Here is a 12,261-nt window from a genome sequence, read left to right on the forward strand (position 1 = left end):
GAGAGCGACCGGTGCCCGGTTCCGCCGACGACGAATAACCTGATTCGGCCATGACATCGTCTGTATCCTTCCGCGCGGAGTCGACCGAACCGAGTGGGCTCCGGAGGGGGAGGGATTGTGGCGACAGGTAGAGAAAGATCCCGGATGATAGCCACCGAGGACGGCCACCGGGTAACGCCCGCCGAGCTGTTCTTCGACCTGGTGTTCGTCTACGCCATCACACAGGTGACCGCTCTGATGGCGGCCGACCCGACGCCACTGCGGCTGGTCGGCGCGGCGGTGGTGCTCGCCCTGCTGTGGTGGTGCTGGTGCTGTTTCGCCTGGCTGGGCAATGTGGTGCGAGCCGACTCCGGTGCGCTGTTCACCGTGCTGGTCGCGGTGATGGCGGTGTTGCTGGCCGTCTCACTGACCGTGCCCGAGGTCTACGCCGACGAGCCCGGCGGCTTGCCCGCGCCGCTCGTGTTCGTACTCTGCTACGGCGCCGTCCGGCTCCTGCACCTGGTCTCGTACTGGATCTCCAGCCCCGGTGACAAGGCGCTGCATGCCTCGGTGCGCCGGACCGCGCTGCTGTCCGTGGCTCCGCCGTTCGTACTGCTTCTCGTGGGCAGCGCCCTCACCGGCGTCACGCAGATACTGGTGTGGTTCGGCGCGGTGCTGATCGACTACTGCGGCGTCTACGTCACCGGATCGTCGGGCTGGCGCGTCACCTCGCCCGGCCACTTCGCCGAGCGGCACAGCCTGATCGTCATCATCGCCCTGGGCGAGTCGATCGTCGCGATCGGTGTGGGGGTGTCCGGTCTTCCCGTCTCCGCGCCGGTGCTCGCCGCGGCCGGCGCGGGCCTGCTGGTCGTCGCCGGACTGTGGCGGCTGTACTTCCGGCAGCTCGGCGAGAGCGCCGAACACCGGCTGGCCACCTTGACCGGCGACGACCGCACCCGGCTGGCGCGTGACGTCTACACGTTCCTGCACCTGCCGCTCGTCGCCGGAGTCGTACTCACCGCACTGGGCATGAAGAAGGCGCTCCACCAGATCGCCGACAGCGGGCACTACGACCTGTCCGAGCCGCTGCACGGGGTGGTGGCGTGGGCGCTCGCCGGGGGTGTGGGCGTGTTCCTGCTGGCGGCGGCGGCCATCCTGCTGCGCACGGACGGGCAGAGGTCCGGCGTCCTCATCACCGGGGGGATCGGCTGCCTGTGCGCGGGCGCCGTGGTGGTCCTGATCCCCGCGCTGCTCGCGCTGGTGCTGCTGGCTGCGGCGGTGACCGGACTGGCGGTCCTGCACGGCCGGAAAGCCGGGGCCGCGGGAGCCGGCCATGGCGAACAGGCGCCCGAGCCGTTCACCGAGGTGTGAGGCCGCGAGAGTGATCTAGGGGGTGTCGGCCCCGCACAGCACACCGCACCCGGTCCCCAGGACCGCCGGGAAACGGCGATTCGCGGGGACCGGGTGCGGATGATGACACGGGGGGCTTGCCGCCCCGGCCGGGTCAAGCCTTCTTGGTCTCCCAGAAGATCTTGTCGATCTGGGCGATGTAGTCCAGCGCCTTCTGGCCCGTCGCCGGGTCCGTCGACGCCTTCGCAGCCGACAGCGCCTTCAGGGTGTCGTTGACCAGCTGGTTCAGCTCCGGGTACTTCTCGAAGTGCGGCGGCTTGAAGTAGTCACTCCACAGCACCGAGACATGGTGCTTGGCGAGCTCCGCGCGCTGCTCCTTGATGACAATGGCGCGGGTCCGGAAGTCCGCGTCGTCGTTGGCCTGGTACTTCTCCTGGACGGCCTTGACCGACTCGGCCTCGATACGGGCCTGGGCCGGGTCGTACACACCGCACGGCAGGTCGCAGTGGGCGCTGACCTTCACCTTGGGGGCAAACAGGCGGGAAAGCATTGAGCTGTCCTTCCTCGTGATCGTCTTCTCAGGTGGGACATTACTCCGTGAGAGACGTGTTTTCGCGGGTGCCCCCTAGGGCTTAGGACAAAAGTCCAGGGTCAGTATGGGACCGGTGGCCGAACGTACCGTGGGACTCGGAGGTGGCTGATGACTGAGCCGGGGCGGGAGCCGAGAGCGCCGTTCGGGGTCGCCGAAGTGACGGGTCCGTCCATGTACCCGACGCTGAAACACGGCGACCAGCTGCTGGTGCACTACGGCGCCGAGGTGAAGGCCGGCGACGTCGCCGTGCTGCGTCATCCGCTGCAGCAGGATCTGCTCATCGTCAAGCGCCTGGCCGAGCGGCGCGGCGAGGGCTGGTGGGTGCTCGGGGACAACCCGGGGGCCGAGGGGGACAGCCGGCTCTTCGGCACGGTCCCCCCGGAGTTGCTGCTGGGGCGGGTACGCGGCAGATACCGGCCGTTCGCCGATGATCAGCGATCGGTCCGCGGGGCCGTGTCCTGGGCGTTCTCGGCCGTACGGCCGGTGCTCTCCGACCGCTCCGTCTCGAGGCGTTTGCGGGCGCGGTAGGCGGCCACATTGGCGCGGGTCGCACAGCGGTCCGAGCAGTAGCGGCGGGAGCGGTTGGTCGAGGTGTCGAGGTAGGCGTTGCGGCACGGCGATGCCTGGCACAGCCCGAGCCGGTCCACGCCGTACTCCGTGAGATGGAACGCCAGACCCATCGCGGCGATCGCGGCGTACCCCGCCGTCGCGTTGGAGGGGTGGTCGGCGAGGTGCATGTGCCACTTGGGGCGGCCGTCCTCGTCACGCAGGTCGTGCCCCGAGATCTGCGGGCTGACCGGGAACTCCAGCAGCAGCGAGTTGAGCAGGTCGACAGCCTGGGTCTCGTCGCCGGAGTCGGCTGCGGTGAAGACCGCGCGAAGGCGGGCCCGTACGGACCGGAAGCGTGTGACGTCCGTGTCGGTGGCGCGGCGCGCGACCTGGGAGGACGCGCCGAAGAGTTCGCGGATGACCTCGACCGAGGTGAGGGAGTCCTTGTTGCGAGCCGGCTCCTCGGTGTTGACCAGACGCACGGCGTAGTCCGAGTAATAGGCCAGTTCCACTTGTAGTCCTTACCGCGGCGGTCTAATGTGCTGTAACAGCTGATGATGCTTCGAGGGTATTACGGACGGGAGGCTTCCGGTGGCGGAGTCGGATACGGATACACGCACGGAGGCGGTCATGGGTGCCGACTGGCGGGCCTGGCAGGAGAGCTGGGACCGGCAGCAGGAGTGGTACATGCCCGACCGCGAGGAGCGGTTCCGGGTGATGCTGGACATGGTCGAGGCCCTGGTGGGACCCGAGCCGAGGGTGCTGGATCTCGCGTGCGGTACGGGAAGTATTACGGACCGGCTCTTCGCGCGGTTCCCGAAGGCCACCAGTACGGGGGTCGATCTGGATCCCGCGCTGCTGACCATCGCCGAGGGTTACTTCGCCGGCGACGAGCGGGTCACCTTCGTCACGGCCGACCTGAAGGACCCCGAGTGGGTACAGAAGCTGCCGTACGACTCGTACGACGCCGTGCTCACCGCCACCGCCCTGCACTGGCTGCACAGCGGTCCGCTGGCCACGCTCTACGGCCAGATCGGCGGCCTGGTCCACGACGGCGGTGTCTTCATGAACGCCGACCACATGATCGACGGGGACACCCCGCGCATCAACGCCGCCGAGCGGGCCCACCGCCATGCGCGGATGGACCGGGCCAAGGCCACAGGCGTGCTCGACTGGGCCGACTGGTGGGCCCTTGCGGCCAAGGACCCCGTCCTCGCCGGGCCGACCGCCCAGCGCTACGAGATCTACGGCGAGCACGCCGACGGTGACACGCCGTCCGTACGGTGGCATGCGGAGACACTGCGCGCGGCCGGGTTCGGAGAGGCGCGGACCGTGTGGGCCTCGCCCTCCGACGCGCTGCTCCTCGCCCTCAGGTAGGCCGAAGACGCAAAGAAGAGGGCGGTACGGACACCGGATCCGTACCGCCCTCTTCCGCAACCGCAGAACTCAGCCGCAGAACTACAGCACCTTGGACAGGAATGCCTTGGTGCGGTCGTGCTGGGGGTTGGTGAGGACGTCGCGGGGGTTGCCCGCTTCGACCACGACGCCGTCGTCCATGAAGACGAGGGCGTCGCCGACCTCGCGGGCGAAGCCCATCTCGTGGGTGACGACGATCATGGTCATGCCGTCCTCGGCGAGGCCGCGCATGACGTCGAGGACGTCACCGACGAGCTCGGGGTCGAGCGCGGAGGTGGGCTCGTCGAAGAGCATCAGCTTGGGTTCCATCGCCAGTGCGCGGGCGATGGCGACACGCTGCTGCTGGCCGCCGGAGAGCTGGGACGGGTAGTTGCGGGCCTTGTCGGCCAGGCCGACGCGGTCCAGCAGTCGCTCGGCTCGCTCGCGGGCCACCGCCTTGGTTTCGCCCTTGACCTGGATCGGGGCTTCCATGACGTTGGCCAGCGCGGTCATGTGGGGGAACAGGTTGAAGCGCTGGAAAACCATGCCGATGTCCCGGCGCTGGGCAGCGACCTCGCTGTCCTTGAGCTCGTAGAGCTTGTCGCCCTTTTGGCGGTAGCCCACCAGGTTGCCGTCGACGGAGAGCCGGCCGGCGTTGATCTGTTCCAGGTGGTTGATGCACCGCAGGAAGGTGGACTTGCCGGAGCCGGACGGGCCGACCAGGCAGAACACCTCGCGCGGGGCGACCTCGAGGTCAATGCCCTTGAGGATGTGCGCTGCGCCGTAGGACTTGTGGACGCCCTCGGCCTTCACCATGGGGTTCATGCAACACCACCCCGGGGGCTGTTGAGGGAGAGCATGTTTGCCTTGACCTTCTGCCACGGTGTCTTGGGCAGCTGCCGCAGAGATCCGCGGGCGTAGTACCGCTCGACGTAGTACTGGCCGACGCTGAAGACGCTGGTCAGGGCCAGGTACCAGACCGAGGCGACCAGCAGCATCTCCATCACCGCGAACGAGGTGGAGCCGATGTTCGTGGCCGCTCGCAGCAGATCGGTGTACTGCACTGCGGAGACCAGGGAGGAGGTCTTGAGCAGGTTGATGAACTCGTTGCCGGTGGGCGGCACGATGACCCGCATCGCCTGGGGGAGCACGACGCGACGCATGGTCTTGCTGTTGGGCATACCCAGGGCGTGGGAGGCCTCGGTCTGGCCCTCGTCGACCGACTGGATGCCGGCCCGGACGATTTCGGCCATGTAGGCGCCCTCGTTCAGGCCCAGGCCCAGCAGGGCGACCATGAACGGCGTCATGACGTCGACCATCTCGTCCTTGTAGAACCCGAGGTTCAGGACGGGGAAGATCAGCGCGAGGTTGAACCACAGCAGCAGCTGGACGTAGACCGGGGTGCCGCGGAAGAACCAGATGTACAGCCAGGACACCGCCCCGGTGACCGGGTTCTTCGACAGTCGCATGACCGCGAGGACGATGCCCAGCACCAGACCGATGAGCATCGAGAGCACGCTGATCAGCAGCGTACGGCCGGCGCCGGCCACGATCCGCTCGTCGAAGATGTAGCTCCCGACCGTGTCCCAGTTGACGTCGCCCTGGGAGAACGAATACACCAGCGTGCCCAGCAGGGCCACCACAACCACACCGGAGACCCAGCGGCCCCAGTGTCGGACGGGAATGGCCTTGATCTGCTCGGGAGGTGTGGCCACCTTGGTGACCGCCGAGTCGGCTGGTGGCTCGTCGGCGGGTGTCTTGTCGAACTTGTCAGTCACAGTGACTGCCCTTCAGTGAAACGCTTGAGGCGAGAACGCCGGAGATCACTTGCCGGCGTTGATGGTCGCCTCGGTCACGGCGCTGTCCTTGACGTCCCACTTTTCCAGGACCTTCTCGTACTCGCCGTTCTTGATGATCGCGTTCAGGGCGTCCTTGAGCGCGTCGCGCAGCTGGGCGTTGTCCTTGTCGACGGCGATGCCGAAGGGGCCGGCGCCGGTCTGGTCACCCACGACCTCGAAGTCGTTGCCACCGCCCGCGGTCTTGGCGATGTGCGCGGCGACCGGGTAGTCGTTGAGGTCGGCGACGGCGCCACCGGACTTCACCCGGGTCTGGGCCTCGGCGTCGGTGTCGAAGGCCTCGATGGTGAGCTTGCCCTTGCCGTCCTTCTCACACTTGGCGGCCTGGGTCTTGAAGGTGTCCTCGTAGGTCGTACCGCGCTGCACGGCGACCTTCTTGCCACACAGGTCGTCGAGCGAGTCGATCTTGTTCGGGTTGCCCTTCTTGACCAGGAGCGAGACGCCGGAGTTGAAGTAGTCGACGAAGTCGACGCCCTTACCGGTCTTCTTGCCCTTGTCGTCCAGACCCTCCTGGCGGGCCTTGGTGTCGCTCATGGCAGACATGACAAGGTCCTGGCGGCCGGTGTTCAGCGACGAGATCAAGCCGTCGAAGGTGCCGCTGGTGAACGTGAACTCCACGCCGAGTTCCTTGCCGAGTGCCGCGGCGATGTCGGGGTCGATACCGACGATCTTGCCGCCCTCCTCGTACTCCATCGGAGCGTACGCGGCGTCCGTACCGACCTTGATCACGCCGGCGTCCTGGTACTTCTTCGGGAGCTTCTTGAAGAGCGGGGCGCTGCTCGACGTGCCTCCGTCGGTCTCCTTGGTGCCCGAGCCGGAGCTCGTCTGGTCACCACAGGCGGTGAGCATCAGCGCGCCGGCGACCGCGATCGCGCCGACTGCGGCGATCCGGGACCTGGCGGCAGTCGTACGACGGGTGGTGCTTGCGGTCATGAGCGGGGTCCTCCGGCGGGTGAGGGAGCTACCAGTGGGTCGTTGTACTCATCTTCGAGTGTCGCGACCTTGTGTGTTTTCGGCATCTTGCCATTCGGACTAGCCCATTCAGGGGGCTCGGCATGTCAAAATCGGGTAACGGGACACCCCCGGACCCCAGAAGGCCGGTACATCAAGGCCGGACCTTTCACTGGAATACCTTCTTCCGGCCGGAAGATCTCCTGCTCGACGTGCGTCGTGGCCAGGTTTCATGCCGCATAGCGGGCTTGTCCGGATATTCGCCCATGAGTCACATCACCAGACTGATACTGACTCGTCGGCGGTGCGGTCGGTCGGGTAAGAAGGACGTTTACACCCCTCATCCGGGGCTCAGGGCGCGTGTGCGGCGCGCCCGCGCGTACGTATTCACCCCTGTCAGGCGGGCCAACCGCTGAGGCAGGGAACGGACGCGGTGCCCGCCCACCCCTCCTCAACCAGGAGTGGCCACCCTCAACTGATGAAGACCAAAGGGGTCAACCAAATGGCAGCGGAGATCGTCAATCCACGCAGCGACAGCGCTACGGACAGTGTTCCCGGAGACTCCGGCGAGCCCTTCGATCCGGCCTTCGCGCTGCATCGCGGCGGCAAGATGGCCATCCAGGCCACTGTGCCGGTGCGTGACAAGGACGACCTGTCCCTCGCGTACACACCCGGTGTCGCCAAGGTGTGCAGCGCGATCGCCGAGCAACCCGATCTCGTCCACGACTACACCTGGAAGTCCCAGGTTGTCGCTGTCGTGACGGACGGGACCGCGGTGCTCGGTCTTGGCGACATCGGGCCGGAGGCATCGCTTCCGGTCATGGAGGGGAAAGCCATCCTCTTCAAGCAGTTCGGCGGCGTGGACGCGGTCCCGATCGCGCTCGCCACGACGGACACCGACGAGATCATCGAGACCGTCGTGCGGCTCGCGCCGTCGTTCGGTGGAGTCAACCTCGAGGACATCTCGGCGCCGCGCTGCTTCGAGATCGAGCGCAGGCTCCAGGAGCGCCTCGACATTCCCGTCTTCCACGACGACCAGCACGGCACGGCCGTGGTGACCCTCGCCGCGCTGCGCAACGCCGCGAAGCTGACCGGTCGCGGTCTCGGTGACCTGCGCGCCGTCATCTCCGGCGCCGGCGCGGCGGGCGTGGCCATCGCGAAGTTCCTGCTGGAGGCGGGCATCGGCGATGTGGCGGTGGCCGACCGCAAGGGCGTCGTCAGCCGGGACCGCGAGGACCTCACGTCCGTCAAGCGGGAGCTAGCCGAGATCACCAACCGGGCGGGGCTGAGCGGCTCGCTGGAGACGGCTCTGGCCGGCGCGGACGTCTTCATCGGCGTCTCCGGCGGCACGGTGGCGGAGACGGCGGTCGCGTCGATGGCGAAGGGTGCGTTCGTCTTCGCCATGGCCAACCCGAACCCCGAGGTCCACCCCGACGTCGCGCACCGGTACGCGGCGGTCGTGGCCACGGGGCGCAGCGACTACCCGAACCAGATCAACAACGTCCTGGCCTTCCCGGGGATCTTCGCGGGCGCGCTGCAGGTCCGGGCGTCGCGGATCACCGAGGGCATGAAGATCGCCGCGGCGAACGCGCTGGCGGACGTGGTGGGCGACGCGCTGGCGGCCGACTACGTGATCCCCTCGCCGTTCGACGAGCGGGTCGCCCCTGCCGTCACGGCGGCGGTCGCGGCGGCAGCCCGCGCGGAGGGCGTCGCCCGCCGCTGACGGGACGCGGTTCCACACGTTCTGTGCGGGCGTGAGGAAGCTGTACGACGACGGGCCGCGTCGCACCCCTTGGCAGGGGTGCGACGCGGCCCGTCCGCGTACGCGGTGGGCGGATGGAACGCTCTGCCGGCCCTCCGGCCCGTTGTGGCGGATGGTCCGAATGGGCCACGGGCCGGTCGGCTTCCGGCGATTCGGCTGATCGGGTGGCGCGGCGGTGCGGGTGGTGCGGGGGTGCGGGTGGCTCGGTGGTTACGGGCCTGCTTCCGAGCCCGCTTCCCGGTCCGGTTCCGAGCCCGCTTCCGAACCCACTTCGTGTCATGCCGTCGTGGGCGAGGGCTTTCTGATCGACCTCGTCACGCTCGCGATGCCGTCCGCGCCGTGGCCCGCCGCGCTCGCGGCTGCCAGGAGGTTTCCCCTGAGCAGAGCCGGGACGACCGCGCCGATGCCCGAGGACGTGTTCGTGCCCACCAGAGCCCCTCGCTGCCGCATGGACCTCCACCGTGCCGCCCGGCGCCTGCGGCCAACGGACGGTCGAAAACCGGTCACTTGCCGGTCCGCGGGCGGCCCGCCGCAAGAGCTCCCGTGCGCTGTTCCGTCCGAAGCCTTCCAAGGTTCACCTCGCACTGCTGTGATGCACCGCGCCACCCCCGTCAGCACAGGAGGCGTTAGTGAACCTGGTCGTCAACGGCGACGCCGAGAGCGGGCCCGGAGGGTCCGCCGAACCGGTCGGCACAGTGACCGGATGGGTCATCGGGCAGGGCGCGCCCGCGCTCATCGCCTACAGCCTGGGCGGTGGGTACCCGACCCCCGCCGATCCCGGGCCCGTCCAGCGCGGCAGCCGCTTCTTCAGCGGCGGGAACACGCCCCGCACCACCCTCGTACAGGACATCGTGCTGCCCGCCGCCGGAGCGACCGGGCGCGCCGCCGTCGACGCCGGCCGGGTGCGGTACGCCGTCGGCGCCTGGCTCGGCGGCTACGCGGCCCAGGAGGACGGCGCGCGTCTGTCCGTGGAGTTCCGCGACACCCGGGGAACGCCCGTCGCGCTGAGCGTGCTCGGCCCGGTGACCGCCGCCGAACGCGGTGCACGCACCGGCCTCGTGGAGCGCACCGCGGCGGCCGCCGTACCGCCCGGGGCCCGCAGCGCGCGCGTCCTGCTGGTCTTCACCCGTACCGGCGGCGGGACGTCGAACGACGGCTACGCGGACGGGATCTCGCTCACCCTGACGGCTACGGGAGGCCGGTCGTGACGCTCAACCGCCGTGATCTGCTCAAGGCGGCCGGTGCCGCGGGCGCGCTCAACCTCGCCTGGCCGCTGAGCGCGGGCCTCTCGCCTGCGCAGGCCCGCGAGGCCGCCGAGGCGCTGGGCGCCGACTACGACCCGGCGCCGTTCACGCTGGGTGTCGCCTCCGGGGACCCGCAGCCGACGAGCGTCGTGCTGTGGACCCGCCTCGCGCCCGAACCCCTCGCTCCCGAGCAGAAGCTGCCCGAGATCGTCGAGGTCGAATGGGTCGTCGCCCAGGACTCCGCCCTGCGGCGGGTCGTGGCCCGCGGCAAGGCCCCGGCCTCCGCCACGCTCGGGCACAGCGTGCACATACCCGTCGGCGGGCTGCGGGCGAACACCCGCTACTGGTACGCCTTCACGGCGCTCGGAAAGACCAGCCGGGTCGGCCGCACCAGGACCGCACCTGCCGGCCCCGTCGCCAAGGTCCGTTTCGCCGCGGCCAACTGCCAGGCCTTCCACGACGGTTACTACGCCGCCCATCGCGGCATCGCCCGCGAGAACGTGGACTTCGTCGTCCACCTCGGCGACTACATCTACGAGCACGGCCCCGTCGGCGGCGACCATGTGCGCGACCATGACACCGCCGAGATCCTCACCCTCGCCGACTACCGGCGCCGGCACGCCCTCTACAAGGGCGACGCCTCCCTGCGCGAGGCTCACGCCGCCCACCCCTGGTTCCTCACCTGGGACGACCACGAGGTCGTCAACGACTACAGCGGTACGGGCGGCGGCGCGCCGTTCCTGCGGCGCCGGGCAGCCGCGTACCAGGCCTGGTACGAGAACATGCCCCACCGCGACAGCGGGAACTCGGCGCTGCCCGACCCCGAGATCCACCGGGTCCGCCGCTGGGGCGACCTGCTGGAACTGACCGTCCTCGATCTGCGTTCGTACCGCTCCGCGCAGAATCTCGCGGACGGCACGATCCTCGGCGCCGATCAGAAGTCCTGGCTCAAGCAGGGCATCACGCGGGCCCCCGATGCCTGGCACGTCTGGGCCAACTCGATCATGCTCAGCCAGCTCCGGGGCAGGCCCGGCGGCCCGTACATGTTCACCGACCAGTGGGACGGCTTCCTTGCCGAGCGCAAGGAAGTGCTGAACCATGTCCGCACCAGCGGCCTCGAGGACCTCGTCGTGATCACCGGCGACTGGCACTCCGCCTTCGTCGACGACATCAGGACCGACTTCGACGACACCTCCTCGCCCGTCGTCGGCACGGAGTTCACCGCACACTCGGTCACCTCGGGGGCGTACTCCGCGGAGTGGAACAAGACCAACGGCCCGGTCATGGGCCGGGCCAACCCGCATCTGAAGTACTTCGAGGGCAACCGCTACGGCTATGACGTCTACGAGGTCACGCCGGAGCGCTTCAGCGCCCATATGCGGGTGATCGCCGACCGGCGCGACCCGGTCTCGCCCGTCACCACCCTCACCACGTTCCATGTGGACCGCGGCACGGCAGGCTCGTACGAGGACCCGGCGACGAAGAACTCCCCGGCCCAGTACAGAAGGGACTGAACGCGAGCGGGACGCGTGTCACAGCCGTACATGGTTCCGCCGCGTCCCGCCCCCGCCCTACCCTCAAGGTCATGTTCGCCGCCTACGCCGCCCGCATCGATCGCGACCAGCCCCTCAACGGCCTCGAACTGGGCGAACGCCCGGCTCCCGAGGCACGCCCCGGCTGGACCACCGTCACTGTCAAGGCCGCCTCCCTCAACCACCATGACCTCTGGTCGCTGCGGGGCGTCGGCCTCGCCGAGGACAAGCTGCCGATGATCCTCGGCTGCGATGCCGCCGGCATCGACGAGGACGGCAACGAGGTGGTGATCCACTCCGTCATCGGCCAGACCGGGCACGGGGTCGGCCCGAACGAGCCCCGCTCCATCCTCACCGAGCGCTACCAGGGCACCTTCGCCGAGCAGGTCACCGTCCCCGCCTGGAATGTGCTGGCCAAGCCGGCCGAGCTCTCCTTCGAGCAGGCCGCCTGCCTGCCGACCGCCTGGCTCACCGCGTACCGGATGCTCTTCACCAACGCCGGGGTGCGGCCCGGCGACTCGGTCCTCGTGCAGGGCGCCGGGGGAGGTGTCGCGACCGCCGCGATTGTCCTCGGGAAGGCGGCAGGCCTGCGCATGTACGCCACCAGCCGCGACGAGGCCAAGCGCAAGCGGGCCCTGGAGCTGGGCGCGGAGGAGGCGTACGAACCGGGGGCGCGGCTGCCCCGGCGCGTGGACGCCGTCATCGAGACGGTCGGCGCCGCGACCTGGTCGCACTCGGTCAAGTCGCTGCGGCCCGGCGGCACCCTGGTGATCTCCGGCGCCACCAGCGGCGACCGTCCCTCGCACGCCGAGCTGACCCGGATCTTCTTCCTGGAGCTCAAGGTCGTCGGCTCGACGATGGGCTCGAAGGACGAACTGGAGGATCTCCTCTCCTTCTGTGCGGCGACGGGCGTACGGCCGGTGATCGACGAGGTGCTGCCGCTGGACCGGGCCAGGGACGGTTTCGAACGGATGGCCGGCGGCGACCTTTTCGGAAAGATCGTGCTGACGGCCTCTTGATGGACCGTCAGGTGTACTGATGGGATCCGCCC

General features: G+C 69.0%; 13 protein-coding genes. 7 read left to right on the forward strand and 6 right to left on the reverse strand.

Going from position 1 to position 12,261, the window contains the following annotated elements:
• Window positions 1–144 precede the first annotated feature (144 nt).
• Window positions 145–1,350, forward strand: coding sequence for a low temperature requirement protein A (locus OG883_RS05205; RefSeq protein ID WP_266535563.1), 1,206 nt, complete (start codon window positions 145–147; stop codon window positions 1,348–1,350).
• A 133-nt stretch (window positions 1,351–1,483) separates the two neighbouring features.
• On the opposite strand, the gene sodN is transcribed toward OG883_RS05205, so the two are convergent.
• A complete protein-coding gene (gene sodN / locus OG883_RS05210; protein ID WP_266535566.1) occupies window positions 1,484–1,879 on the reverse strand; it encodes a superoxide dismutase, Ni in 396 nt (131 codons plus the stop codon).
• 150 nt (window positions 1,880–2,029) lie between these two features.
• On the opposite strand from sodN, the gene sodX reads away from it, so the two are divergent.
• The gene (gene sodX / locus OG883_RS05215; RefSeq protein WP_266535568.1) at window positions 2,030–2,449 is read left to right on the forward strand and encodes a nickel-type superoxide dismutase maturation protease; all 420 of its coding nucleotides are present in this window, start codon (window positions 2,030–2,032) and stop codon (window positions 2,447–2,449) included.
• Here the strand turns inward: sodX and OG883_RS05220 are convergent.
• Entirely contained in the window at window positions 2,353–2,982 is a 630-nt protein-coding gene (locus OG883_RS05220; RefSeq protein WP_266535571.1) for a CGNR zinc finger domain-containing protein, read from the reverse strand. The genes sodX and OG883_RS05220 overlap by 97 nt on opposite strands.
• Window positions 2,983–3,100: 118 nt before the next feature.
• On the opposite strand from OG883_RS05220, the gene OG883_RS05225 reads away from it, so the two are divergent.
• On the forward strand, window positions 3,101–3,847 hold the full coding sequence (locus OG883_RS05225; protein WP_266535573.1) for a trans-aconitate 2-methyltransferase: 747 nt from the start codon (window positions 3,101–3,103) through the stop codon (window positions 3,845–3,847).
• A gap of 81 nt (window positions 3,848–3,928) precedes the next feature.
• Here OG883_RS05225 and OG883_RS05230 read toward each other — a convergent pair whose 3' ends face one another.
• The 3 genes from OG883_RS05230 to OG883_RS05240 are packed head-to-tail and all read right to left on the reverse strand — an operon-like array spanning window position 3,929 to window position 6,654.
• Window positions 3,929–4,690, reverse strand: a complete 762-nt coding sequence (locus tag OG883_RS05230) for an amino acid ABC transporter ATP-binding protein (protein WP_323180880.1) — start codon at window positions 4,688–4,690, stop codon at window positions 3,929–3,931.
• Complete coding sequence (locus tag OG883_RS05235; protein WP_266535576.1) at window positions 4,687–5,643, reverse strand: amino acid ABC transporter permease; 957 nt, start codon at window positions 5,641–5,643, stop codon at window positions 4,687–4,689. Before OG883_RS05235 ends, OG883_RS05230 begins: the two co-directional genes overlap by 4 nt.
• A 45-nt stretch (window positions 5,644–5,688) precedes the next feature.
• Window positions 5,689–6,654, reverse strand: a complete 966-nt coding sequence (locus OG883_RS05240; protein WP_266535579.1) for an ABC transporter substrate-binding protein — start codon at window positions 6,652–6,654, stop codon at window positions 5,689–5,691.
• Between the two features lie 520 nt (window positions 6,655–7,174).
• Here OG883_RS05240 and OG883_RS05245 point away from each other — a divergent pair.
• Window positions 7,175–8,395, forward strand: a complete 1,221-nt coding sequence (locus OG883_RS05245; RefSeq protein WP_266541249.1) for an NADP-dependent malic enzyme — start codon at window positions 7,175–7,177, stop codon at window positions 8,393–8,395.
• 315 nt (window positions 8,396–8,710) lie between these two features.
• On the opposite strand, the gene OG883_RS05250 is transcribed toward OG883_RS05245, so the two are convergent.
• On the reverse strand, window positions 8,711–8,863 hold the full coding sequence (locus OG883_RS05250) for a hypothetical protein (protein ID WP_266535582.1): 153 nt from the start codon (window positions 8,861–8,863) through the stop codon (window positions 8,711–8,713).
• Window positions 8,864–9,063: 200 nt separating this feature from the next.
• On the opposite strand from OG883_RS05250, the gene OG883_RS05255 reads away from it, so the two are divergent.
• From OG883_RS05255 to OG883_RS05265, 3 genes are all read left to right on the forward strand, one after another.
• Window positions 9,064–9,642 carry a phosphoesterase gene (locus OG883_RS05255; RefSeq protein WP_266535584.1) on the forward strand — a complete coding sequence of 193 codons (579 nt, stop codon included), beginning with the start codon at window positions 9,064–9,066 and terminating at the stop codon, window positions 9,640–9,642.
• Window positions 9,639–11,192: an alkaline phosphatase gene (locus OG883_RS05260; RefSeq protein ID WP_266535586.1), complete on the forward strand. Its 1,554-nt coding sequence runs from the start codon at window positions 9,639–9,641 to the stop codon at window positions 11,190–11,192. Before OG883_RS05255 ends, OG883_RS05260 begins: the two co-directional genes overlap by 4 nt.
• Before the next feature lie 71 nt (window positions 11,193–11,263).
• Window positions 11,264–12,229 carry a zinc-binding dehydrogenase gene (locus tag OG883_RS05265; RefSeq protein WP_266535589.1) on the forward strand — a complete coding sequence of 322 codons (966 nt, stop codon included), beginning with the start codon at window positions 11,264–11,266 and terminating at the stop codon, window positions 12,227–12,229.
• Window positions 12,230–12,261 lie beyond the last annotated feature (32 nt).

This window comes from Streptomyces sp. NBC_01142 (genome assembly GCF_026341125.1).
Classification (GTDB): Bacteria; Actinomycetota; Actinomycetes; order Streptomycetales; family Streptomycetaceae; genus Streptomyces.